This window comes from Dietzia sp. NCCP-2495 (genome assembly GCF_026011735.1).
GTDB lineage: Bacteria > Actinomycetota > Actinomycetes > Mycobacteriales > Mycobacteriaceae > Dietzia.
The window spans coordinates 133,981-158,513 of record NZ_BRVN01000006.1; the positions used below are offsets into that span (position 1 = coordinate 133,981).

Here is a 24,533-nt window from a genome sequence, read left to right on the forward strand (position 1 = left end):
GCGTGACCGCCCCCGACGCGACCACGGCCGCGGCGCCCGTGCATCTCCCGGTGGTGGACGTGCGGATGCAGGAGTTCGCGTTGCCCCCGGCCCCGGATCTCGGCGCACTCACGGGCATCCACATCCCGCCGCTGCCCACCCCGGAGGAGTTCTTCGCCAGCCTGCCGCCGCTTCCTGCTCTCGACCTGTCCGCCCTCATCTTGCCGCTCATGTCGCAGATGCAGCTGCTCGGTGAGGGACTCATCGCCGGGCCGTGGGGTACCGGCGGGGAGGCCGACTACGCCGGAACAGGTGGCGGCGGAGGCGCCGGCGGAGGCCTGTCGGGCCTGTTCAACCTCTCGCAAACCCTCACCCAGTCCCTGTCCACCGGCGCGTCGGCGCTGAACTCACTGCAGGGACAGTGGCAGGGGGAGGCCTCCGACACCGCACAGGTCACCGGCGAGCAGATCGAGGCGGACAAGAAGGCGGTCAAGACCCAGGGCGAGCAGATCGCCGCGACCGTCCGGGCGGGCGCCGGGATCATCAACCACGGCAACATGCTGCTCAAAGCGGTCGCCTCGCGGCTCGCCACCACACTGGCGGCCCTGTCCCCCACCGCGGTGACGCCCGCCGGGCAGGCGGCGATCGTGTCCGCCATCGCCTCGGCCACGGCGGAGGCCGAGGCGATCATCGCGACCACCGAGGCGGAGCTGGTCCCGCCCACGCAGACGATGCTGTCGCTGTCCGAGCCGGTGCCGGTCCGCATGCCACCGGGAGCGGAGGCCGCGCAGCTGCAGAAGGCCTCTCAGCTGGCGCAGCAGGTGATGGAACCGGTCCAGCAGGTCATGCAGCAGATGGGTGCGGGCGACCCCACCGCCGAGTCCGCGGCGCTGGACTACTCCGACGAGCTGGATCCGTATTCCTCCGGCCTGTCGGCGGGGTACGGCGCCTCCGACGCGTCAGACGCCACCTCGACCGGCCTCGACGACCTCTTCTCCGACGACCTCGCCGCGGCCTGGGCCGACGAGGGCTCCGCTCTGGGCGGTGCATCCGCACTCGGGGCCGCGGCCATGCTCGGCGCGGCCGGAACCATGGGTGCGGCCGGGGCGATGGGCGCGATGGCCACGGGTGCGGAGGCGGCCCCGGCCGCGGCGCGCGCGGCCACCGCCGGTGCCGGCCAACCGGCCATGATGCCGCCACCGCCGATGGGCGCGGGTGCCGGTGCCGCTCGCGGCGGCGGCGACGAGTCGCACAAGACCCCGGAGTTCCTCGTCATCGCCGCCCACGGCGACGAGGTGGTGGGCGACCAGCCCGACGTCGCGCCGGGGGTGTTGGGCGGGACCCCACACCCGGGGCCTGCTGAACGGGACGACGACGGCGTCGACTCGACGCACCTGAGCCTCTGACCACTGACCACGCACGCGTCCACGTACACGCACACGCGAGAGCCCCAGGAGGGAGCACCACATGACCGGACCGGACACGACCCGCGACCAGCTGGCGGTGGATCCCGCCGCCCTTGCCGCCTCCGCCGACCGCATGGACGCGCTCGCCGACCGGCTGCGTACGGCGCTGGCTGCCGTGGAACGCGCAGGAAACCCGGTTCCGGCCGGGGGCGACGAGGTGTCGGTGTGGGCCGCCGGAACTCTCGGCCGTGAGTCCGACGATCTGCTCGCCGTGGTCACCGACACGGCCGAGCGGATGCGGGCGGACGCCTCGGGCCTTCGCGGGTACGCGGCCTCGTACGAGCGGACAGAGGACGCCAACGCCGAGATCATGTCCGGGGTGCGCCTGCCATGACCGAGCGGGACGGCACCGTGGGCTTCACCGGCGTGGAGTGGGATCAGCGCACGCCGGACGATCTCGCGCGCGCTCTCACCGCCGGCCCCGGTCCCGGACAGGCCGGAGAACTGGCGGCGGCCTGGACCGCCGCGGCCGAGGAGCTCGAGGCGGTGTCCTCCGAGTACCGGCGGCTCGCCGTGGAACTGGCCGCGGACTGGGTGTCCGAGGCCACCCCACACCTCGACGCCCGGTCGCGCGAGGTGGCCGACGACGTGTTCGGGCTGGCCGCCCACGCCCGCGAGCTGGCCGACCGCGCCGGCGGCCACGCGCACGACCACACGGTCGCGCGGGCCACCATGCCCCGCGTAGAGGAGATCGAGGTCACCGGCCGCGCCCTTGACGCGCTGGACTCCCTCGGGCCCGGCCTGGCCGGCGTCCTCACCGGCGCCACGGATGCACTCGAGACCCGGTCCGCCGACCTGCGCAGGGCCGCCGCGACGGTGATGGCCTACTACGAGGCCCGGACCGCGCCGCTCGAGGTGCCCCGCGAGCGGCCGCCTGCGACCCGACACCTGTTGCCCGGTCTCCTGGCCCGGACGGCCGGTGACACCGTCCCGTCGGCGGCTGCCGACCGGGTCGCCGGGTCGACCGGATCCGCCGGGTCTCTGCCGTCCACCTCGTCATCGCCGGCCGCCGTCGCGGCCCCGCTCGCACCGTTCACCGCGGCCGGTGCGATCCCGACCGGCTCCCCCGGGTCCACCCAGCCCACCGAGGCGCAGGTCCGTCCGGCCACGGCCGCACCGACCGCACCCGGGACAGGTCCCACCACCCCCGTCGCTCCCGCTGCCGGCGGCACGTCCGCCGAGCGAGCCGGGGCAGGCCTGCCGATGATCCCGCCCGTGGCCAGGGCCGCCGGCGCCGCGGGCAACGGCGACGACGCCCATCAGGCGGACGGGGCCCTCCGGACGGCCCCCGGTCCCGCCGAGATCGAGGAACTCTACGGCCTGTCGGTCGCGGTGGCCCCGCCGGTGTTCGGCGGCACCCCGCCCGAGCCGGCCGCTGTCTCCACGGGAAGTGGTGTCGTATGAGCACCGCCGTGGACACCGCGTGGGAGTTCAGCCACGCCGAGATCGGGGTCCTCGCCGTCGTCGTGGCCACCGACACCCTCCTCGATGACCTGGGGATCACCCCGGTACCCCGAGCCGACCGCCGCGCGGCCCTCGCCGCCCTGGAGGGGCGGGGCGTGGTGGACGACGACGAGGTGTCCGACCTCGTCCTGGTGGGACTACTGCAGGCGCTAGCCGCGCCCGCGGTGACCTACACGGCCCGCCACCCCGCGTCGGGGTTCCTCGCGATACTGGCCACCGGTGGCGAGCACTCGGTCCTCGCGGAGTGCGTGGCGGATTCGGTGACCCTCCGCCCGGTGTGGGCCCCCGACGCCGGCGCAGCGGCGCGGGTCCTGCGAGGAGTGCTCGACCGTGCCGGCGGCACCGCCACCCCGGCTGACGTGCCGGTCGCACGTTTCCCCCTCGAACCACTCGCTGAACGACTCCGGGCCTGCCACGACGCGACGGACCTGACCGCCGCGTTCGCCAGCGGCGGGCTGTCCCCTCGCGAGGCCGCACTCCTCGCCGCCGCCGTCTCCTCGGCGCGGCGACGCACCGAGATCGTCGCCCGCGTGCGGGTGGACGGTCTCCCCACAACCTCCGTCGGCGCGGTCGCCGTGCTCGACGGACCGGCCGGGCGAGTGATCGCCGGGCCGGACCTCTCGGTCGACGGGACCCCGTGGACCACGTTCTCCCCCGGTACGGGACTCCGTCTCGAGCAGGCCCTCGGCCGGCTCGTGGCGACTGTGCCGGGAGCGGACGTGCCGCAGGACCCCGAGTCCGGGACGCGTCGTGTGACGGCGCGGCGCGAGATGCACAGAGCCGACCGTCCGGGCGACCGCCCGGGCGACACCACACCGTAGGAGGAAGCACCGATGCAGCAGGGTCTCAACCTCGAGGTCGAAACCGCCGTCAAGGCGACCGACTCCATCTCCGACATCGTGGCCGGGATGAAGACCACGCTCAGCGCCATCAACGAGCAGGCGCAGTCCGCCAAGCAGTACTGGCAGGGCCGCGGCAACATGTCCTTCGTCAAGACCGCACAGGAGTGGGACGACGAGGGCCAGCGCCTGAACAAGCGCCTCGACGAGCTGGAGGCCGCGCTCCAGAGCGGTTACAAGCAGTACGACACGCAGGACGACAGCGTCGAGCAGACGTTCACCACCCTCGGCGGCCAGCTCGACGGCCAGGGCCTCAACCTCTGATCTCGTCCCACCAGAACGACCGGCACCAACAGGAGTAGCCAGATGATCCAGTACGACTTCACCAAGCTCCACCAGCTCGCCGACGACCTGCGCGAGGAGCTCAAGGTCCTCACCACCCAGTCCGAGTCCCTGGGCGAGGAGGTCAGCACGATCGCCTCCGCGTGGGAGTCCCCCGAGGCCCGCGACAAGTACCTGGACGCCCAGAGCAAGTGGGACACCGAGTTCTCGGACACCCGCACCCTGCTCAACAAGCTCGCCAACGCCGTGGAGACCTCGGCCAACGACATGAAGGGCACCGACACCACCGTCGGCGGCGGTTTCTAACGAGACGTCACCTTCACGAGGTATCTGGTCGGCCCGCCCGCACCGCGGACGGGAGCCGTCCGGTGGCCCCCGGCACCCGCCGGGGGTCCGCCGCGTGGTGGACCACCGCAGGTCCCCGTCCACCCCTGAACGCACCACAGATGACCACAGCAGATCACGACCGGACCCCACGGGTCCGAGACCACACGGAGGACTCACACGATGGCACCCACTGACGGCGCCGGCCCCGACAGCGGCCGGGCCACGGCCCCGCTGGCGCGACGCCACGTCATCGCGCTCACCATCGCCGGTGCCGGCCTGGCCGGGGTCGTCGGAGGGTTCGCCGCGTTCGGTGTCGCCCACGCCGTCTCCGGGGACGACACCTCGCTGACGTCGTCAGGCCGGGACGTCCCCACCACGCAGACCATGGAGGTGCCCGCTCCCCGCACGGAGACGCTGACGCCCGACACGGTGACCGTCACCCCGACGCCCACCGAGTCCTCGTCCTCCGCGGCCCCCACCACGTCGGCGTCGGCCCCGCGTGGATCCGGCACTCCCGCCGGCCGGGATTCGGGCGACGACTCCGGTGAGGCGCCCGCCGTACTGCCCGAGCGGGTCCTGCCGACCCTGACCACCACCCCGGGCGCCGACGACGACCGCGCGGGTGACGGCAACGGACGCACGGGTGACGGCGGGGCCGACGTACGTCAGGCCGGAGTCGACGATGCCGACGGCACCACGCCCAGCACCACGTCCCCGGGCGCATCCGACCGGGATCGCGACGACTCCGAGAAGGACGCCGACACCCCTGGCGACGCCGAGCGCACGACCACCGTCCCCGCAGGTGACGGAGGGGACGAGCGTGACCCCGAGCGCCCCGAGGCTGATCGCGGGGACCGCACCGACACGGAGCCACGAGAAGAGGCGCCGGATAACGCCCTGCTGTCCGACCGTGCCCCGCTCACCGCGACCCGCATCGACGGCGCGTTCCGCAACGCCCTCGCCCCCGGGGTCCCCGGCGGGATGCGCGACAGCCTGTTCGAGGGCGGTGCCGAGTCCCGGCCGCTCAGTGACCGGCTCGCGGCACTGTCGACCGGATCGGTGTCGCTACTGCACTGGTCCGTACACGACCCCGTGATCATCGACGGGAACCGTGCGACCGTCCGGGTCCGGTCGGACGTGCTGTTCAACCAGGCGTGGCGGCCGGTGACGTTCGTCAACGTGGACGGCGAGTGGAAGCTCACCCGCGAGTCCACCTGTGAGCTGAGCGCGAGCCTGCTGCTGCCCTGCGCCTGATATCCGGCACCACTCGAGGAGGGAGGTCCGTCGTGGACGAATCGGTACTGGTGTGGGGCGGCGTGGCCGTCCTCGTGCTGATCGCGGTGATCCTCTACTGCCTGTGGCGCCTGCTCACCCGTGCATCCGGTTCACCGGGTCCGGGCGGGGTGACCGTCGACGCCGCCGGACGGTCGAATCCGACAGGTGTCCCCGCCACCGCCGACGCCGATCCGGAACTCGCCGGATGCGACATCGAGGCCGCGCGCGGGCGGGCGCAGGCAGCCGCCCGACAGGCCGCCGAGGCCCGGGAACGGGCGACCGTCTCTGAGTCGGGTGGCAGACTCGCGGAGGGCAGCACCGCAGGTGACGGCCTCGCCGTAGCCTCCTCCCCCGCCCCCACGGATCCCGGCACACACACCGTCGACCCCGCCGTCGGTTCCGTCGGCGCCGCCGCCGACTGGGCGATGCCCGCGGCCGGGGTCGGACCCGCGGATGCGGGCATCGGCCCTGTGGCGGGCCACGACCCCGCAGTCCCCCTCGGCACCACCGACAGCAGCGATTCCAGGAGTTGACCATGGATACCTTCGACCCACGGATGCGCCAGATGGCAGCGATCGACGCCCTCGGCGGCGCGCTTGCCGCCGACCGCGCGGTGCTCGACTCCCCTGCGGCCACACAGGCGTTCACCTTCCACGTGGCCAGCGGCACGCTGCTCGCGTTCGCCGTGGAGCCGGGCACCATCCAGCCGTTCAGCCTGGATTCCGCAGCGCCCGCGCTCGAGCGCGAACTGCGGGCCCTGCGACGTGACGAGACAGAGAAGTGGGACGGCGTGATCGTCCACCTCGACAAGTCCACACCGTCGCTGCGCCTGCAGTTCCTGTTCGGTCACGAAGCGGACGCCGTGGACCTCGAGAAGACCTCGATGGTCGAGATCGCCGACATGATCCGGAAGGGCTGATCCCTGTGAACGCACCTACTCCTGATCCCGGGTCGACCGGCCGCCCCGCCTGGGTCGTGCCCGCGGCGCTCGTCGCCGTCGTGATCCTGGTGGCCGGCGGCGTCTACTTCACGTGGGACAGGGTTGCGGGGGACGACGCCGCGGACTCGGTCGCCGGGGGTGGTGCGGACGGCACCGCGGAGTGCATCACGATCGAGGAGTCCTCCTCCTTCTCCCGGCGCGGCCGGGGCGGCGGTGGCGGATCCCCCGAGGCGGTCCCGGTGGACTGTTCGGCGCCCGAGGCGCAGTTCGCGGTGCTCGGCGAACGCCCCGCCCAGGCCGGGATCAGATATTCCGAGCGCGAGGTGCTGTGCACCGATTTCCCCGGCGTCACCACCGAGATGCAGGCCGACGGTGTCGACGGCCCGGTGTTGTGCCTCGGCCCCGTCGGGGTGGACACGGCCTCGTCGATCAACACCATCGCTCCTGGCGAGTGCCTGGTCCGTGACGGCGACGACCCCGAGGACGTCGACGGCAGCGACGACAACCCGCGCCGCGCGGACTGCGCCGAATCGGGCGCGATGCGCGTCCTGGCCGTGCTCCGCGGCGGCGGCGACGATCTCGAGAACCGCTCGATCGGTCAGATCCGGGACTGCGAGGACGCCGACGCGCCCGAGGCCACCGAGGCCTTCTCCTGGGGGCTGGACGAGCAGGAGAGCCTCGATCACGAGAAGGCCGTGTGCCTCGAGCCAGCGCAGGCCGCACCGTGACCACCTCTCCCCCCTTCCCGGGCCACGCCGCGGATCAGGTCGGCCCGGGTCATCCGAGCCGTCCTGGCCGTCTGGGGCGCGGTCGCGGTCGCGGGGTCCGGATCTCGGCGCTCGGCCTTGCCGGCGTCGTGGTGCTGGGCGGCCTGGTGGTGGGCGGCGTCGCCGCCGTGAACGCCTTCCGGGGCTCCGGAGCGCCGGAGGTCGGCGACTGCCTCGAGGCCGCGGAGGAGTCCGACGGGAACGCCTCCACCAGCCGCCGCGCGCGGCGCGTCGTCGACGGTCCCCGCGAGCAGCGCGTGGTGGGCTGCGACGACGGCGCAGCGGTCCACGTGGTCCTCGGCGAACGCCCCGCCGACGCCGATCCGACGACATGCCTCGGGGTCGACGGCGCCACCGCCACAGTGGCCTCGACCGAGCCCCACCCTCGGACACTGTGTGTAGGCCCGGTCGGCGCGGATCCCGCCCTCTCGGTCAACACCGTGGTCCCCGGCGACTGTGTGGTCGTCGACGGCGACAAGGCTCGCCGCGCCGAGTGCGGAACGGCCGGGGCCGCGCGTGTCGTGGGCGTGGTCGAGGAAGGTACGGCGGTGCCCGACGTTATTTCCGGGGTGCTCGCCGCGTGCGTGGACGCCGGCTACGACGACGCCGAGTCCCTCTACACCTGGAGCATCGACCGTGACCTGCCCGTCTCCCGACTCTCCTGGGATCGGGGACTGTGCCTGGCGCCGGAAGGAGCCACATCATGAGCAAATTCAACTGGGACGCGTTCGGCCCGGTCGGTGGCGACCCCGAGGCAGAGGGTGACGACCGCGCCGCCGCGCAGGGCACTCCGGGCCGGGAGGCGTCTACGCCGACGCAGCACGACTGGGACTTCCTGCTCGGCGATGATTCCGGACTGACCACCGAGGCGATGACAGCCCAGCTCGAGGAGTTCCTCGACGCCGCCAAGGACGCCCAGACGGCGGCGGCCGCGGTCACCGCGGACGCGTGGGACCGGGACCACCTGGTCCACGTCACGGTCAATTCGGTGGGCGTGGTGACCTCCACCGAGTTCGACGCCGATGCGATGCGTCGCAGTAGCCCGCGGGGCCTCGCGGCGGCGGTCACCGAGGCCGCCCAGGCTGCCGCCGCGGCGGCCCAGACCGCCGTGGCGAACCAGCTCAGCCCACTGCTTCCCGGACTCGACCAGCTCGAGGACGCCGTACCCGTCCCGCCCGGGGCCCCCGACGTCAATCAGTTCTTCGACGACCTGCAGTCCACCCAGCGACGCCTCTACCACGAGCCCGGCGATCCCGGCCTCGAACCGGACCCTGATCCACGGCCGAATACCGACGGAAGGACCAGACCATGAGCGACAAGTTCGAACTTGAGTCGGAGGAGTACTACCAGGCAGCGCTCGCCTTTATCCCCGTCACCGAGGACCAGCGGACGGCGCGCACCACCGCGCGTGACGACTCGGCCAGCTACTCGGGGCAATGGGGCGGCGACGAAATGGGCGATTCCTTCTCGAAGAACTACACGAAACTGCGCACCGAGGCACTGACGAACGCGAACGAATTCATCACGAGCTTCGACGGATACCGGAAGGGCTTCGTCGACGCACGGCGAGCGTTCGTCACGCGCGATGGCGCCAATGGCGACCTCCAGGCTCGCATCGGCGAGGAGATCACACCGGACGGTGCAGATGAGCCGATGACCGTCGAAGCAGGTGAGGAGATCTCGTTCGATGGCAACAAGTCCTACGAGACCCTGGATGAGGTCGCCGAGGAGATGAACGCCATCGAAGACGCCCAGGAAGAGGCCCGCGATGACGCGGAGGAGGACTATTCCTGATGGGTGACGTCCCCAAGCCTCCGGTTCCGGACATTGTGATCGAGATTCTCGGTGGCGAATGGCCCGAGGGCAGCGAGACGGCGATGCGAGCACTCGCTGGCGTCTGGCGGGCGGCTGCGGACGACATAGACACGATCGTCGAAGAGGCGAACACTGCGCTCACCGACCTCCTGTCCCACATCGAGGGCGAGTCCAAGAAGGCGATGCAGACCTCGACGGAAGAAATCATCGACGGTGAGTCCGGGCTCAGTGTTCTTGCCACTGACTATCGGGCACTGGCGGACATGTGCCAAGGCTTTGCCGAAAGCCTCGAGGAAACCAAGTGGATCATCAACGTGGCGATGGTCGAGGCGGTGGCCTCGCTCGGTTTCATGTTTCTCGGACCACTCGGCGCCGGCGCCGCGCTCGCCAAACTCGCCGCCAAGAAGGTGGCGATCCGGATTGCGATCAAGGCAGCCATCAAGAAGGTCGCCACAGAGGGTGCTAAAACCAGCCTCAAGGCGGTAGCCAAGAAGGCCCCGACGGTGATGGCGAAGGAGGTTGCGCAGCAGGCGGTTACCGAGGCGGCGGTAGATCAGCTGGGTCGACGGATCTCCGCAATGGACGGGAGCACCAGCACCAGTTTCTCCGAGTCGGCCGGAGCATTGCGCGACGGCGCGGTTTACGGTCTCGGCAGTTCCGCCGCCCGTCGGGGTCTTGGTCGAGGATCCACAACCACCGGACGGGTCGCCCGTAACGCCGCCGAAGGGATGGCGGGGACCACCGCAGTTTCGGCGAGTCACGGCGAAGCGCCGGATGTCAAGGATCTCACTATCGGCGCGGCCGAAGGGGTAATGGGCGGAAACCACCACGGTGCAGGTAATCCGGGAAGCGACACCGGTGCCGCCTCGAACCCGGGGTCGGGGCCGAACATCAACTCCGACTCCCCCACGACCGCGGGTCCCCCCGGGGACGCCGGGGGGACGTCGACCACCCCGAATTCCGGAGATCCGGGTGGTCCGGGCCCCGGTCAATCCGTGACACTCGGAGATCCCGGTGGCGCACCGGGAGATCCGGGTGGTCCGGGCCCCGGTCAATCCGTGACACCCGGAGATCCCGGTGGCGCACCGCCCGGCCCTGTAGCGGGCGAGTCGGTGAGCCCGGTCGGAGACGGCACGGCAACGACCCCTGCAGGCGCTGATGGTTCCGCGATAGGCGACGCCGGGGCTGGTGGGCACGGCGACGGCACGACTCACGCCGAGGGTGGGGCACAGTCTGACGGCGGCGCACAGGCCGACGGAGGTACCCAAGCCGACGGAGGTGCCCAAGCCGACGGCGCAGGTCAGGGCTCGGGAGACGGCGGCTCGCAGTCCGACGGAGGTTCCCAGGCCGACGGAGGTTCCCAGGCCGACGGCGCAGGTCAAGGCTCCGGTGATGCCGCCTCAGGAGGCGACGCCGGAAGCAACAGCAGCGGCCAGGGCGACGGAGCCGCGTCCGACAGCTCATCGTCTGGTGGCGAGTCCGCAACCAACAGCAACGATGGAGCCGCGGCGGGCGACAGTGCCGCGTCCGTCGGCGACACCTCGTCCAGCGCTGGAGACAGCTCGACCGCCGGATCCGACTCATCCACCAGCTCGGGATCGGAAGGGTCGAGCAGCCAGTCCTCCGACGCGCTCCCGAATGGCGACAACCTCTCCGGCCTCGATCTCGGAGGGACGGGCAGCGACTCGGTCGCGAACTCGAACATCACCGATGCCGCCGGACTCAGCAGCGACTCGGCAAGCGGCTCAGGACCGGGGACCGGGGACACCGCCACCAGCACGGCTGGCGGCGGCACCTCCGGCACCGCATCGTCTTCCGACGCGGGTTCGGCCTCAGGCAACCACGCCGCCACCGGCGGCGAGCAGTCCGGGCAGGACCACGGCGGCGTGGCGGCCGCTCCCCCGGTCTCCGCGATGTCGGCGGCCTCGGGAGGTGCTGGCGGCTCGGCGGGCGGATCTTCGTCGTCGTCGTCGTCGGCCAAGGGCACCGACACCACCGGCGACCGGGGCACCTCTGATGACACCGGCACCGCCGATCCCGGCTCAGCCGACGGCGCCGACCCGACCCCCGGCGGCGAGTCCGTCACGCCCGACTCCGGGGACGCGAATGACTCTGGCAACGCGACTGCGGACACCGCCGAGACGACACCCGGAGAAACGGCCGACGACTCTGACATCGTGGCAGCCGCCGACAGCGGAACCGATGCCTCGCAGTCGCCCGAAGGTCTACCGGCCGTCGACCAGCACAGCGACACGGCCGCCCCCGCCGACAAGGTCGGGGACACGGGTGACTCCGACGCCCCGGCATCGGAGGAGACCGTGGTGCCGGATTCCGACCACCTCTCGGGACTCGATCTGCCCGACGGCGACGGCACCACCCCGGTCACCACGACGGACCCGACCACCTCGGTCGACAGCACCCCGACCGACACCTCTGACGCAGACCCGGCCCCGGCTGACGACCCGTCCAGCACCCCGGAGGACCCGTCGACGCCCACGAATCCGGACGACGTCGACACGACAGACTGCGGGCACAATTCCCTCGACGCGCTCTCCGAACGGCACCCCGACCTCCCGTCGGACCGGTCCGGCATCGGGGAGCGGGGCGACGGTCCGGTGCCCGCCGGGGCACTGTACGACGCCGCCGGGATCACCCCTGATCTGCACCCGCGCCAGGGCACTGACCAGGCGGGGCACCCTGACGACAGCGCCACCGACGCATTCGATGCGATCAGCGACCGACTCACCGAACTCGGGGATGGCTCCACCGCTCTGGTCACCTCCAATTGGACCGCGGGCACCCACACCGGAGGCCACACGTACCTCGCCCACAATGACGGCGGCGACATCACGTTCACCGACCCGACCTCGGGCGAGTCCCACCCGTGGCCACCGACGTACAGCGACGTGGGCGACGTGGCCGCCGGATACGTGAACTCCGACGGCACTCCCGCTCACGGGAACTCCACCGCAGGGGATGTCAGCTCCGCGATCGGCGAAGTCGACGCCAACAAGAAGCCAGCGACGTACACCGACTGGGAGACCGCCGACCGGTCCGACCTGCACCCCGACTTCGACGCCCCACGGCACGCTCACCCCGACGGTGCGATTTCCGAGCAGGAGGTCCGCACCCGTACCGCGACATTGCCCACCGGGGAGCCTGTGACCATCGAGGAGCGTCGGACCGTCTACGCGCCCGGCCACCCTCCAGGACAGGACCCCCCGCCCCGGGACGGCGAACGCGTCACCGTCACCACAACATCGGTATCCGCGGGCGACAGCCCGGACGTGCGCAACACCGTCACGTGGACCGAGCACGGAAGCCGGACCATCGAGGCGGAACTCAATTTGCGGCACACATTCGAGGGCATGGGGCGCACCAGCGAGGAGACCTCGCATCAGCGTGATGTGTCCAGTGGGGTGGCCGACGGCTCCAACCAGCACGGCGCCGTCACGGGCGACCACGCCGGCCACGTCGTTGCGCACCGGTTCATGCTCGACCAGGGCCTGCACAACCTCTTCCCGCAGAACGGTAACTTCAACACCAGCGCCTACAAGACGATGGAGAACGAGCTGGCCGCGCTCGTGTCGGCTCAGCACCCGGTGGACGGGAGCATCACGCTGCACTACCCGCCGGACGGCACGAGGCCCTCCGGGGTTGACGTTGCGTACGAATCGCCCGGCCTGGACAAAGATCGCAACGTCAGATTCAAGAACGAGGCGGGCCAAGATTTCAAGCGCGTATCGCTAAAGTGAGGACACCATGCCTATCACACTGACAGTCGACGACCAGACCGCCGGAATCCTCGTCGAGAAACTCGCCAACGACCGATACTTCCTCGCCGAAGCACCCGCCGACCACGCAGCGATGATCCTCTTCTACGAGGCTGACACCATCGAGATGCTCTTCGCCGCCTACGGGCCCGAGCGGGACGACCCCCGCGCCCGACTTCATACTTCGGCGTTTCGGATCCTCGAGGGAGTCGTCAACAACACGTGGCTCGACAACCGCGAGGACAAGCTGAGCGAACCACTCGCCGCGATCATCCAGTGCGACCTCAAGACGAAGACAGCCACCGTGACCTACCACCTAGGCGACGAATCCGAGGCCTGGCGATTCAACGACGCCAACTCCAAGGAACTCCGCGCCGAACTCGCGCCGTGACCACGGGGACAGCACCGGGTCGGGCTGGATGATCTACAGCTTTCCAAGCTCCGACCAACAGCGAATGGACCTTTCTCGAGCGGTGTGGACGGATCCGAATGCCACCAGAAAAGGCCCCTTCGAGGGGTACTCCATTCTCAACTATCACGCTAATTCCATAGTGTCCACGGTGAGCTCCCTTTACCGAGCTGGGGAATCTAGCATCAATGCGAACCTTAAGATCAAGACACGAGAGGAGGCTAGCCAAGCCTTTCAGGATATTTGGCGAAACAACGTCGGGACCGTGCCAGAATTCCCGTTTGCTGAAGTATTCATCTACTCCTACGGCGATGCGGTACTTACTGCACACTACTTGACCGGTAGCGACGCGCTTAAGTGGGACGTGGACGCTATCGACATCTCCGTGATTCGCGAAAAGCTGCGCCCGGCCTCAATCAATCCTCCTGAAGCGCGTACCGACTAAGCGTGATCATAACTAGGGCCTCCTCAATGTAGAAATAGCAGATGTCGACTCAGCACTAGTTTCTGCCTAGTTCCGACATTGCCAGATGCGTTCGCCATGAAGGCTCACCGATTCAACGAGGCAACGAACCAATTGCCGGGAGAGCAGGGAGGAATCGAGGGGACGATGCCGATCACGCTGACCGTCGATGACGAGACCACCGCTGCGCTCGTCGACAAGCTCACCAACGACCCATACTTTCTTGCTGAAGAACCTGCTGACCACGCAGCCATGATCCTCTTCTACGAAGCAAGTACCATCAAGATACTTGCGGCGGCATACGGCCCTGAACGAAGCGATATTCACGGGGACATACACCCTAGAACTGCCCGAATTCTGCGTGGCGTCGTCCAAAACACTTGGCTCGACAACCAAGACGACCAACCAGGCGAACCCCTTGCCGCGATCATCCAGTGTGACCTCAAAGCTAAAGCGGCGACTGCAACCTATTACCTCGGCGACGAAGCCGAGGCCTGGCGCTACAACAATGACAACTCCATGGAGCTACGCGCTGCACTGGCCCCCTGACCAGACTCCCACCGAGAGGACCCGATCATGCCCGCACCCCAGAAGACTGACCCGACGCCCCTGCTCGGAAGGTGGGAACTGACCGGCTTCTCCGAACAGGACGCCGGACACCGATCAGGCAGCTACGCAATCATCTTCCGCGACCGCTCGCTCTACACCCCGGACACATTCTCTCCCGCCGGTGGCGAAACGCTCGAGATCACCGACTCCGGCGGCGAGGTCCACTTCTCGATGCGAGGCGGCGCCAAGGTCCCCTGGACCTCCGCCGAGAAAGAGCAGGGCGTCCTTCTCGACTCGATCGAGGACCAGGACGGACGCATCGTCAGCAGTGTTGCGCCCTACCTCCGCATGGAGCGACTGGTGGACGGCACCTGGGTGAGCAAATACTCAGACAGCGACCTCGACATGGACAGCAACCTGTTCACCGACGGCCCAGACCTCATCCTGATGGTCACCACCATCGTCGACGAACTCTACGTCACCAAATACTTCTACCGCTTCTCGCGTGCCTGACCACCCCTTGGGACCGGGGCGAGTCCCTGATCGACGCACCCGGAACCAAGCGTAGGCTGTCCTACATGGCCGTCGTGAAGATCAACGCCCTCAACGTCCCCGAGCAGGCCGGTGCCGAGCTCGAGCGCCGTTTCTCCGAGCGGGCCCACACCGTGGAGAACTCGCCGGGTTTCCTGGGCTTCCAGCTGCTTCGCCCCACCGGCGGCGAGTCGCGCTACTTCGTGGTGACCACCTGGGAGGACGAGGAGTCGTTCGTCGCCTGGCGCGACGGCGATGCCCGCGCCGCCCACGCAGGCAAGCACGGTAAGCCGGTCGCCGAGGGTGCCAACCTCCTCGAGTTCGACGTGGTGATGGACGTCAAGCCCGCCGGCTGACGATCCCCGCGCCCGAGACCACCACTCTCCTACAGCTCACCCGACCGTGGACCGCATCGCCGAGCAGCCGTTCGTCATCGCCTTCAGCCTGCTGTTCGTGATCGTGATGCTGCGCGCCAACTCCACCTACTGGCTCGGCCGTGGCGCCCTCAACGGCGGGCGGCTCAGCGAGCGGCTGGCCACCCGCCTCGACGGGCCCGCGATGCTGCGGGCCCGCCGGTTGGCCTCCCGGTACGGCGTGATTGCCGTCCCCCTGTCCTTTCTCACCATCGGGGTGCAGACGGCCATCAACTTCTCCGCCGGGTTCACCCTCATGCCCCTGCGCCGCTACCTGCCGGCAGTGACCGTGGGATGCGTACTCTGGGCACTGCTCTACTCCACTGTCGGCATGGTCGGCTGGGCGGCAATCGCGACCCTCTGGGACCGGATCGCCGCCTGACCCGGACCGCCCGGACGCGAGGTTGGTCCACCAGCGTGGTGCAGTTCGGTCCGGTTCAGGGCAGCGGACCCACCACCGCCGCGAGATCGTCGGCAAACCTGTCGTCTGCCAGTTCGGACACGTCCACCGGGTTGATCTGCCCGTCCTCGGTGAACACGTCGGCCAGGTCCTGTTCGCGCGCGATGGTCTCCGCCAACGCCACAGGGGCCCGGGTGCTTCGTCCCTGCGACAACGCGGCCGCCTCCGGTGAGACACCCACCGCCTCGCCGTAGTAGTCCGCCCACTCGGCCGGGTTCTCCGCCGTCCAGGTTCCCGCCTCGGCGATCCGGACCAGCAGGTCGGCGATCGCGGTCTGCCGCCGCGGGTCCGCCAACGCCTCGTCGGAGGCCACCCCGAACCAGAACCCGTTGGACACGCCGGAGGCGGTGACGAGGGTGCGGGCGTCGGTGGTGGTCTGGGTGATGGCGGTGTACGGGTCCCAGATGGCCCAGGCGTCGGCGTCGCCGCGGGAGAATGCTGACCCTGCTTCGGCGGGCTGGAGGAACACCAGTTCCACGTCCTGCGGGTCGACCCCGGCCGCGCGGAGCTGCAGCAGCAGGTGCCCGTGCGCGGAGGTCCCCTTGGCCACCAGGACCTTCTTTCCGGCCAGTTCGGCCACGGACTGTACATCCGAGTCGGCGGGGACGAGGATCTGGTCACCTTCACCGCGGTTGGCGTAGGCGGACACGACGGACGCGCGGGCACCGGCGGCGGCCCCGAACACGGGCGGGGTGTTCCCGGTGACGGCCACGTCGATCTGCCCTGCGTTGAGCGCCTCGATCTGCGGCGGGCCGGAGGTGAAGGTGGAGAACTCCACCTGGTAGGGCAGGTCGTCGAGTTGCCCGGCGGCGGCGAGGAGGGCCTGGGTGCCGCCCTTCTGGTCGCCGACGCGCAGGGTCAGGTCGGCGAGCTCCGCCACCGGGACGCGGTCAGGGGCCGGTGCGGCCGCCTCTGACTCGCGGGTGGCGCAGCCGGTGACGACGACGAGGACCGCCAACGCCAGAGCGAGTGCGGTGACAGCGGTGCCGGATCGGGCACGGGCCGGGTGGACGGTGGTCATATGGTGAACTCCTCGTCGGTGTCCTCGACGCCCAACGCGTCGAGGAGTGAGCGGCGGTGGTGACCGGTGGGGCCGCCCTCGCGGGGGTGGTCGATGGTCTCGGTGTGGGCGATGCGGCCGCCGCCCAGGACGTGCACCCGGTCGGCGAGGGCGATCGCCTCGTCGATGTCGTGAGTCACGAGCAGGATCCCCGGTCCGTGTCGACGCCACAGTCGCAGCAGCAGGTCGTGCATGGTTCGTCTGGTGAGCGCGTCGAGCGCGCCGAACGGTTCGTCGAGGAGCAGCAGTGAGGGTTCGGCGACCAGGGCCCGGGCCAGTGAGGTGCGCTGGGCCTGGCCGCCGGACAACTCGCCCGGGTAGGCGTCGTCCCGGCCCGCCAGCCCCACCTCGGCGAGCATCTGCGATACCCGCTCGTCCTTGACCGAGCCGGACACGTCGACCCGGTTGAGGCCGTGTCGGACGTTGTCGGCGACGGTGCGCCACGGCAGCAATCGGGCGTCCTGGAACACCACGGCGGGCGCCCCGTCGAGGTGGGCGGTTCCGCCGTGGTCGGGGTCGAGCCCGGCGAGGATGCGCAGGGCGGTCGATTTGCCGCTGCCGCTGCGGCCGAGCAGCGCGACGATCTGTCCGCGCGGGACCTCTAGGTCGAGTCCGTCGAGAACGGTGGTGCCTTCGAACTGACGGGTGACGTCGTGTAGTGCCCCGGCCGGGGCGTGGGTGGTGGGCATGGGTGACCTCCGGGTCAGTGCGGGTGGGGTGTCAGCGGTAGTGCCGCAGGGCCCGGGCCTCGGCGGCACGGACCAGGACGTCGGTGGCGATCCCCAGCAGTGCGTACACGACCAGGCCGACGATGATTACGTCGATCCGGAAGAAGTCGCGGGCGTTCATGATGAGGTAGCCGAGGCCGGTGGTGGCGTTTAGTTGTTCGGCCACGATGAGGGTGAGCCAGGCGATCGCCAGTGACTGCCGCACACCCACGAGCACCTGCGGCGCGATGGACGGCAGGATCACCTCGGTCAGGCGCTGCCGCGGTGACAGTCCGAACACCGTGGCCATGTCGAGCAGCTTGGGGTCCACCTGGCGCAGCCCCGAGGCGGTGTTGAGGTAGATGGGAAAAACCACACCCAGGGCGATGAGCAAGACCTTTGGCGCCTCACCGATGCCGAACCACAGGATGAACAGCGGGATCAGTCCCAGGTGGGGCAGGGCGCGGAGCATCTGCAGCGGCGGGTCGACAATCGCGTCCGCGTACCTCGAGGTGCCCACCAGGATCCCCAGCACGAGCCCGGCCACGGCGCCCAGGGCGAAGCCCTGCAGCACGCGCAGGCTCGAGACCGCCAGGGCGTCCACGAGCTCCCCGGAGGTCACCAGGTCGAGCGCGGATTCAGCGATTAGTTGGGGTGCCGGCAATGTACGCTCGGGCAGGACCCCGGTGGCCGCAGCCACCTGCCAGATCACGATCAGGACGAGCGGACTGAGCCACCGCAGCCAGGTGAGTTCACGGCGTCGACGCCGTCGTCGTCGGGGTATTTTCTCGGCGCGGCGCGGGGAGGGTCGTGGTTCCGCGACGGGGGTCGGACGGACGATCGTGGTCACGATGGGTTTCCTCTCCTGCAGGTCAGCCGCCGACACGGGCGGGCTCTCGGGTGTGCGCTGGCGCACGGTCCGGTGCGGTGACCGGGGACGACGTGGCTGTCCCGGATCCGGCGAACGGCACCGCCGACGAGTGGTGGCCGGAACCGCCGACGACGTGCGGCGGGGACCACAGGCCCCGTCGCGCGAGCACCGGGAGCACGCCCTCGCCGAAGGTGTAGGTCTCCTCCAGGTGCGGATACCCGGAGAACACGAAGTGGCTCAGCCCCAGCTCCGCGTACTCGGCGATCCGGTCGGCCACCTCCTCGTGCGATCCCACGAGAGCCGTCCCCGCACCGCCACGGACCAGCCCGACGCCGGCCCAGAGGTTCGGTGCGATCTCCAGTGCGTCGGCCCTGCCCCCGTGGAGATCGAGCATCCGGCGCTGTCCCTCCGATTCGCTGGCACGTAGGGACGCCTGCACCCGCTCGACGTCGGCCGGATCGATCCCACGGAGGAGTCGTTCGGCCTCGGCCCATGCCTGTTCCGAGGTGTCGCGGGCGATCACGTGGAGCCGGATACCGAAGGACGGCGTCCGGCCGTTGGCGGCCGCGGCCACCCGGACCCGGTCGAGCTTCTCGGCGACAGGGGCCGGGGGTTCGCCCCAGGTCAGATACGTGTCCGCATGACGGGCGGCGACACGGATCCCGGCCGTGGAGGAACCGCCGAAGAAGATCGGCGGCGCGGCGTCGGGGCGGCGCCCCAGGACCGAGTCGACCACGGCGAGGTGTTCGCCTTCGAAGGACAGCGGCTCCGGCGAGGTCCACAGTCCACGCACGATCTCCAGGAACTCGTCCGCCCGGGCGTACCGGGCCTCCTTGTCGAGGAAGTCGCCGTAGGCGCGCTGTTCCCGGGATTCTCCGCCGGTCACCACGTTGAGCAGCAGCCGTCTGTGGGTCTGCCACTGGAAGGTCGTGGCCATCTGGGCGGCCAGGGTCGGGCTCATCAGACCGGGCCGGAGCGCGACGAGGAACTTGATCCGCTCGCTGGACTCGGCGAGCAGCGACGAGGTCAACAATGCGTCCTCACACCACGCGCCGGTCGGCGTGAGCAGTGACTCGAACCCGTTGTGTTCGGCCGCGGCCACGATCTGGCGGAGGTACGGCAGGGTGGCGGGCCGGTCGCCCGACATGAAGGTGCCGTGGCCCCCGGCCACGAGGTGTCGCGAATCGCCATAGGTGGGCAGAAACCAGTGAAAGTGCAGGTTCTCGTGCTCGGCGGCGGGGTCGGTCGGATGGGTGGCCACGAAGTACTCCTCGGGGGTCGGGCTTAGTGTCGGACCGACTCATCGTGGAGCCGGCCGACACGGGAAACCCAGAGTTGCGATCACCGCGATCGAAACGCTTAACTCCACCAGACAGATCGGTCTATTCTCTGTGCTACTGTCCTCCCCATGCCCACTCCGTCCCCCGTCGCCGACCTGCGCCTTTCCGACTCCAGCGCGTCGCGGGTCATGCGGACGATCCGCTTCCGGGGCCCCGTCTCCCGACCCGAGATCGCCGCGACGACCGGGCTGTCGGTGGCGACCGTCGGCCGCGCGACCTCCGCATTGGTGGCCGCGGGCGCCATCCGGGAACGACCCGAGCTCATGCATGACGGATCGGTCGGACGCCCGAGCGTCCCGGTGGAGATCGACCCGTCCGGCCCGGTGGCCGTCGCCGTGCACATCGGACTACACCGCAGTGTGGTGGCGGTGTGCGACCTCGCGTGCCGCATCCTGTCCGAGCACGCGATCGACACACCCGGACGCGACCCGGCGCGCATCGCCGACGAACTGACCGCGGTCGCGTTCCGACTCCTTGACGGCCACCGCGACCGCCGGCTGGTCCGGGGCGGGATCGCCACCGCCGCCCGGATCACCGGAGCGGGGCGGATCATCCACGACCTACTCGGATGGGAGGACGTGCCCGTCACAAACCTGTTCGCCGAACGGATCGGGGTGCCGTTCTCGGTGGCCCCGCACGTCGAAGCCATGGCCGCGACGGAACTACTGGTGGGGCACGAGATCCACGAGGGCACCACCCTGGTCGTCTACGCGCGCGAGCATCTGGGCTCCGCACTCGTGATCGACGGTGTCGTCCACCAGCCGCGGGCGGGCTCCCCGGACCTGACGCATTTGCCCGTCGGGGCCACCGACCTGCTCGACGACCGCGGCGCAGGTGTCCTGGACGTGGTCGGCGACTCCGGGATCCTCCGGGCCGCGACCCGCCACCGCATCGAGGTGGGAACGGTGGCCGAACTCGCCGTGCGGGCACGGCGGGACCCGGTGGCGGACGCGATCCTCGTCGAGCGGGCCACCGTCCTGGGCCGCCTGGTGGGCCTGTTGTCCTCCGTCACCCGACCCGACGCCGTGGTCCTGTGCGGTCAGGCCTTCACCGACCATCCGAAGTATCTGTCCGCACTGATCACCTCGACCCGGAGGATCCGGCTCGTGGGAGGGATGCCGGATCTCCGGGTCTCGACGGCCGGTGGCCGCATCCAACAGTTCGCCGCCATGGCCGTGGCTCTGGACGCGATCTCCGTGGATCCCACGCGAGCGCTCGCAGCCCGCGAACTCACGGCGCAGTAGGCCCCGGTTCATGCCGCCGTGGTGGGCGGATTCCCCCGCACGCTTCTTTTGCCTCACCGTGAACAGAAGTCTCGACATCCGTAGCGTGCAGACCGCAGACTTCCGTCATGTCTGAACACCGGTCGTTATCCCCTGCACTCCCGTCCGTCTCCCCCGAGATCCACCGGCGCGCCATGCGGACGCACCCCGCCGGCGTCACGATCGTAACCCTGGACGGCCCCCACGGACCGGTCGGCTTCACCGCATCATCCCCCTCGAGCCTGTCGGCCGAACCCGCCCTGATCAGTTTCAACGTGGGGATCTCCTCGTCGAGCCTGGCGGCCGTCCTCGATGCCCGAACCGCCGTCGTGCATCTACTCGGAGAAGGGGACGAGCATCTCGCGCTCCGCTTCGCCGGTCCGTCGCATCTGCGGTTCGCCGACACCGCACTGTGGACCCGTGCAGAGAACGGTGAACCACTCCTGCACGGCGGACGTGTCCGACTGCGGGTCGCCCTTGACCGTCTGGTGCCCGCCGGCGATCACGTCCTGGTGATCGCACGCCTGCTCAACGCCTGGTTCCACGAGGCGCCCGCCGACCCGCTGGTGATCCTCGACGGCGGATTCCGTTCGGTGTCGGGGGCGTCTCACTAGTCGGGCATCACCCGGCAATCCGCGAAGCGGACGGAAACTGATACATCGAAAGAAATGGGGCGACCCCCGCCCTCGGTCAGAGGGCGGGGGTCGTCTGTTCCGGTCGGGACCCTCGCGGATCAGGTGGTGGCGGGAGCCGCCCCGCCGCCGGTACCGGACGGTCCGGTGGCGCCGCCACCGAAGCCACCCGAGCTCGGCGGGAGGGAGTCGCCCGGCCCGGCCTCACCCGTGGGGGCGACGCTGGCGGTGATCTCCTCGCCCTCGCGCTCCTCATCCAGCTCGGGACGCGGAGTGCTCGAGAAGGTGAACTTGGCGTCCTCGGTGCGCTCGGACTCGCCGTCCCAGCCCTCAACGTCCACGGACACGAGCTCGCCCGAGGCGACCTCGCCGAAGAGGATCTTCTCCGACAGGGCGTCCTCGATCTCGCGCTGGATCGTGCGACGCAGCGGCCGCGCGCCCAGAACCGGATCGAATCCACGCTTGGCCAGCAGGCGTCCGGCCCGCTCGGTGATCTCGATGTCCATGCCCTTGGCCTTGAGTGCCGACCGGACGCGCCCGACCATCAGCTCGACCATCTGGACGATCTGATCCTCGGTGAGCTGGTGGAACACCACGATCTCGTCGATACGGTTGAGGAACTCCGGGCGGAAGTGCTTCTTCAGCTCGTCGTTGACCTTCTGCTTCATGCGCTCGTACTGGCCTTCGGCATCCTGTTCGCCGATGCCGGAGAAGCCCATGCCCACGGCCTTGGAGATGTCCTTCGTCCCCAGGTTCGAGGTGAAGATCAGCACGGTGTTCTTGAAGTCGACCATGCGTCCCTGACCGTCGGTGAGACGGCCGTCCTCCAGCACCTGGAGCAGGGTGTTGTAGATCTCCGAGTGGGCCTTCTCGATCTCGTCGAACAGGACCACGGAGAACGGCTTGCGCCGCACCTTCTCCGTGAGCTGACCGCCCTCCTCGTAACCGACGTACCCGGGGGGCGCGCCGAAGAGGCGGGAGGCCGTGAAACGGTCGTGGAACTCGCCCATGTCGATCTGGATGAGCGCGTCATCCTCGCCGAACAGGAAGTTCGCCAGCGACTTGGACAGCTCCGTCTTACCGACACCCGAGGGGCCGGCGAAGATGAACGAACCGCTGGGACGCTTGGGGTCCTTGAGCCCGGCGCGGGTGCGGCGGATGGCGCGCGAGACCGCCTTGATGGCGTCCTCCTGGCCGATGATCCGCTTGTGCAGCTCGTCCTCCATGCGGAGCAGACGGGTGGTCTCCTCCTCGGTGAGCTTGAAGACGGGGATGCCGGTCCAGTTACCCAAGACCTCGGCGATCTGCTCCTCGTCCACCACGGCGGCCACGTCCATGTCGCCCGCACGCCACTGCTTCTCACGCTCGGAGCGCTCGGCGATGAGCTTCTTCTCCGTGTCCCGCAGGCCGGCGGCCTTCTCGAAGTCCTGCGCGTCGATCGCGGACTCCTTCTCGCGGCGGGCCTCCGCGATCTTCTCATCGAACTCGCGCAGGTCCGGCGGAGCCGTCATCCGCTTGATGCGCATGCGGGCACCCGCCTCGTCGATGAGGTCGATCGCCTTGTCCGGCAGGAACCGGTCGTTGATGTACCGGTCGGCCAGCTGGGCCGCAGCGGCCAGCGCCGAGTCGGTGATGGTGACGCGGTGGTGCGCCTCGTAGCGGTCCCGCAGGCCCTTGAGGATCTCGATGGACAGCTCGACGCTGGGCTCGGGCACCTGCACCGGCTGGAAACGGCGCTCGAGCGCCGCGTCCTTCTCGATGTGCTTGCGGTACTCGTCGAGCGTGGTGGCACCGATGGTCTGCAGCTCGCCACGGGCCAGCTTGGGCTTGAGGATCGACGCGGCGTCGATCGCGCCCTCGGCGGCACCCGCGCCGACGAGCGTGTGGATCTCGTCGATGAACAGGATGATGTCTCCGCGCTGGTTGATCTCCTTGAGCACCTTCTTCAGGCGCTCCTCGAAGTCACCGCGGTAGCGGGAGCCGGCCACGAGCGAACCGAGGTCGAGCGAGTAGAGCTGCTTGTCCTTGAGTGTTTCGGGGACCTCGTTGTTGACGATGGCCTGGGCCAGGCCCTCGACGACGGCGGTCTTACCGACACCGGGCTCACCGATAAGGACCGGGTTGTTCTTGGTGCGCCGGGAGAGCACCTGCATGATGCGCTCCACCTCCTTGGCGCGCCCCACGACCGGGTCGAGCTTGCCCTCCATGGCGGCCTGGGTGAGGTTGCGGCCGAACTGGTCCAGGACCGTCGACGAGGACGGCGTCCCGGACTCGCGTCCACCGGTACCGGCGGGCGTGCCCGTGGCCTCCGCCTCCTTGCCCTGGTACCCCGAGAGCAGCTGGATGACCTGCTGACGCACCCGCGTGAGGTCTGCGCCGAGCTTGACCAGCACCTGGGCGGCCACGCCCTCGCCCTCGCGGATGAGTCCGAGCAGGATGTGCTCGGTGCCGATGTAGTTGTGGCCGAGCTGCAGCGCCTCGCGCAGGCTCAGCTCGAGCACCTTCTTGGCGCGCGGGGTGAACGGGATGTGCCCGCTCGGCGCCTGCTGGCCCTGGCCGATGATCTCCTCGACCTGGCTACGGACGGCCTCGAGCGAGATCCCGAGGGACTCGAGGGCCTTGGCGGCCACTCCCTCACCCTCATGGATGAGGCCCAGCAGGATGTGCTCGGTGCCGATGTAATTGTGGTTGAGCATCCTGGCCTCTTCCTGGGCCAGGACGACGACGCGACGCGCGCGGTCAGTAAACCGTTCGAACATCGTGCTACCTCACATTCCTCGGGTTTTCACCACTGTAGTGGCCCGGTCCGACGCCCGTAGCCACAGAGGTGGCAGTCGGTCCGTCACGTC

At 69.7% G+C, this 24,533-nt stretch carries 27 protein-coding genes; 22 read left to right on the forward strand and 5 right to left on the reverse strand.

The annotated features are described in order from the left end of the window. Positions 1-2: 2 nt before the first annotated feature. The 20 genes from OPF83_RS07985 (at position 3) to OPF83_RS08080 (ending at position 15,734) form a co-directional block, all read left to right on the forward strand. Positions 3-1,385, forward strand: coding sequence for a hypothetical protein (locus OPF83_RS07985; protein ID WP_264886822.1), 1,383 nt, complete (start codon positions 3-5; stop codon positions 1,383-1,385). A gap of 61 nt (positions 1,386-1,446) precedes the next feature. Next, entirely contained in the window at positions 1,447-1,779 is a 333-nt protein-coding gene (locus OPF83_RS07990; protein ID WP_264886823.1) for a PE family protein, read from the forward strand. Then, positions 1,776-2,849, forward strand: coding sequence for a PPE domain-containing protein (locus tag OPF83_RS07995; protein WP_264886824.1), 1,074 nt, complete (start codon positions 1,776-1,778; stop codon positions 2,847-2,849). Before OPF83_RS07990 ends, OPF83_RS07995 begins: the two co-directional genes overlap by 4 nt. Next, positions 2,846-3,730: an ESX secretion-associated protein EspG gene (locus tag OPF83_RS08000; protein WP_264886825.1), complete on the forward strand. Its 885-nt coding sequence runs from the start codon at positions 2,846-2,848 to the stop codon at positions 3,728-3,730. The genes OPF83_RS07995 and OPF83_RS08000 overlap by 4 nt, the downstream gene beginning before the upstream one ends. A 12-nt stretch (positions 3,731-3,742) precedes the next feature. Further along, positions 3,743-4,072 carry a WXG100 family type VII secretion target gene (locus OPF83_RS08005; RefSeq protein WP_264886826.1) on the forward strand — a complete coding sequence of 110 codons (330 nt, stop codon included), beginning with the start codon at positions 3,743-3,745 and terminating at the stop codon, positions 4,070-4,072. Positions 4,073-4,114: 42 nt separating this feature from the next. Then, positions 4,115-4,396 carry a WXG100 family type VII secretion target gene (locus OPF83_RS08010; RefSeq protein ID WP_264886828.1) on the forward strand — a complete coding sequence of 94 codons (282 nt, stop codon included), beginning with the start codon at positions 4,115-4,117 and terminating at the stop codon, positions 4,394-4,396. A 201-nt stretch (positions 4,397-4,597) separates the two neighbouring features. After that, positions 4,598-5,671, forward strand: a complete 1,074-nt coding sequence (locus tag OPF83_RS08015) for a hypothetical protein (RefSeq protein ID WP_264886829.1) — start codon at positions 4,598-4,600, stop codon at positions 5,669-5,671. A gap of 32 nt (positions 5,672-5,703) precedes the next feature. Further along, on the forward strand, positions 5,704-6,225 hold the full coding sequence (locus tag OPF83_RS08020; protein ID WP_264886830.1) for a hypothetical protein: 522 nt from the start codon (positions 5,704-5,706) through the stop codon (positions 6,223-6,225). A 2-nt stretch (positions 6,226-6,227) separates the two neighbouring features. Further along, positions 6,228-6,611: a hypothetical protein gene (locus OPF83_RS08025; RefSeq protein WP_264886831.1), complete on the forward strand. Its 384-nt coding sequence runs from the start codon at positions 6,228-6,230 to the stop codon at positions 6,609-6,611. A gap of 5 nt (positions 6,612-6,616) precedes the next feature. Beyond that, the gene (locus tag OPF83_RS08030) at positions 6,617-7,360 is read left to right on the forward strand and encodes a hypothetical protein (RefSeq protein WP_264886832.1); all 744 of its coding nucleotides are present in this window, start codon (positions 6,617-6,619) and stop codon (positions 7,358-7,360) included. Further along, positions 7,357-8,106 (forward strand): hypothetical protein, encoded by a 750-nt coding sequence (locus OPF83_RS08035; RefSeq protein WP_264886833.1) that lies wholly within the window; start codon positions 7,357-7,359, stop codon positions 8,104-8,106. The genes OPF83_RS08030 and OPF83_RS08035 overlap by 4 nt, the downstream gene beginning before the upstream one ends. Then, positions 8,103-8,711, forward strand: a complete 609-nt coding sequence (locus OPF83_RS08040; RefSeq protein ID WP_264886834.1) for a YbaB/EbfC family nucleoid-associated protein — start codon at positions 8,103-8,105, stop codon at positions 8,709-8,711. The genes OPF83_RS08035 and OPF83_RS08040 overlap by 4 nt, the downstream gene beginning before the upstream one ends. Next, entirely contained in the window at positions 8,708-9,193 is a 486-nt protein-coding gene (locus OPF83_RS08045; protein ID WP_264886835.1) for a hypothetical protein, read from the forward strand. The genes OPF83_RS08040 and OPF83_RS08045 overlap by 4 nt, the downstream gene beginning before the upstream one ends. Continuing rightward, complete coding sequence (locus OPF83_RS08050; protein ID WP_264886837.1) at positions 9,193-12,969, forward strand: DNA/RNA non-specific endonuclease; 3,777 nt, start codon at positions 9,193-9,195, stop codon at positions 12,967-12,969. The genes OPF83_RS08045 and OPF83_RS08050 overlap by 1 nt, the downstream gene beginning before the upstream one ends. 7 nt (positions 12,970-12,976) lie before the next feature. After that, a complete protein-coding gene (locus OPF83_RS08055) occupies positions 12,977-13,378 on the forward strand; it encodes a hypothetical protein (RefSeq protein ID WP_264886838.1) in 402 nt (133 codons plus the stop codon). Between the two features lie 169 nt (positions 13,379-13,547). Next, positions 13,548-13,841 (forward strand): hypothetical protein, encoded by a 294-nt coding sequence (locus tag OPF83_RS08060; RefSeq protein ID WP_264886839.1) that lies wholly within the window; start codon positions 13,548-13,550, stop codon positions 13,839-13,841. A gap of 96 nt (positions 13,842-13,937) precedes the next feature. Then, positions 13,938-14,408, forward strand: coding sequence for a hypothetical protein (locus OPF83_RS08065; RefSeq protein ID WP_264886840.1), 471 nt, complete (start codon positions 13,938-13,940; stop codon positions 14,406-14,408). Positions 14,409-14,435: 27 nt separating this feature from the next. Then, positions 14,436-14,921, forward strand: a complete 486-nt coding sequence (locus OPF83_RS08070) for a hypothetical protein (protein WP_264886841.1) — start codon at positions 14,436-14,438, stop codon at positions 14,919-14,921. Positions 14,922-14,986: 65 nt separating this feature from the next. Then, entirely contained in the window at positions 14,987-15,295 is a 309-nt protein-coding gene (locus tag OPF83_RS08075) for an antibiotic biosynthesis monooxygenase (RefSeq protein ID WP_264886843.1), read from the forward strand. 46 nt (positions 15,296-15,341) lie between these two features. Then, complete coding sequence (locus OPF83_RS08080) at positions 15,342-15,734, forward strand: DedA family protein (protein WP_264886844.1); 393 nt, start codon at positions 15,342-15,344, stop codon at positions 15,732-15,734. Positions 15,735-15,789: 55 nt separating this feature from the next. Here the strand turns inward: OPF83_RS08080 and OPF83_RS08085 are convergent, their stop codons facing one another. The 4 genes from OPF83_RS08085 to OPF83_RS08100 form a co-directional block, all read right to left on the reverse strand. Then, positions 15,790-16,833 carry an ABC transporter substrate-binding protein gene (locus tag OPF83_RS08085; protein ID WP_264886845.1) on the reverse strand — a complete coding sequence of 348 codons (1,044 nt, stop codon included), beginning with the start codon at positions 16,831-16,833 and terminating at the stop codon, positions 15,790-15,792. Continuing rightward, on the reverse strand, positions 16,830-17,561 hold the full coding sequence (locus OPF83_RS08090; RefSeq protein WP_264886846.1) for an ABC transporter ATP-binding protein: 732 nt from the start codon (positions 17,559-17,561) through the stop codon (positions 16,830-16,832). Before OPF83_RS08090 ends, OPF83_RS08085 begins: the two co-directional genes overlap by 4 nt. Positions 17,562-17,592: 31 nt before the next feature. Beyond that, complete coding sequence (locus OPF83_RS08095; RefSeq protein WP_264886868.1) at positions 17,593-18,363, reverse strand: ABC transporter permease; 771 nt, start codon at positions 18,361-18,363, stop codon at positions 17,593-17,595. Positions 18,364-18,451: 88 nt separating this feature from the next. Then, complete coding sequence (locus tag OPF83_RS08100) at positions 18,452-19,711, reverse strand: LLM class flavin-dependent oxidoreductase (protein WP_264886847.1); 1,260 nt, start codon at positions 19,709-19,711, stop codon at positions 18,452-18,454. A gap of 147 nt (positions 19,712-19,858) precedes the next feature. On the opposite strand from OPF83_RS08100, the gene OPF83_RS08105 reads away from it, so the two are divergent. Continuing rightward, positions 19,859-21,034, forward strand: coding sequence for an ROK family transcriptional regulator (locus OPF83_RS08105; RefSeq protein ID WP_264886848.1), 1,176 nt, complete (start codon positions 19,859-19,861; stop codon positions 21,032-21,034). A gap of 107 nt (positions 21,035-21,141) precedes the next feature. Then, positions 21,142-21,666, forward strand: coding sequence for a flavin reductase family protein (locus OPF83_RS08110; RefSeq protein WP_264886849.1), 525 nt, complete (start codon positions 21,142-21,144; stop codon positions 21,664-21,666). 119 nt (positions 21,667-21,785) lie between these two features. Here OPF83_RS08110 and OPF83_RS08115 read toward each other — a convergent pair whose 3' ends face one another. After that, positions 21,786-24,443, reverse strand: coding sequence for an ATP-dependent Clp protease ATP-binding subunit (locus OPF83_RS08115; RefSeq protein WP_264886851.1), 2,658 nt, complete (start codon positions 24,441-24,443; stop codon positions 21,786-21,788). Positions 24,444-24,533 lie beyond the last annotated feature (90 nt).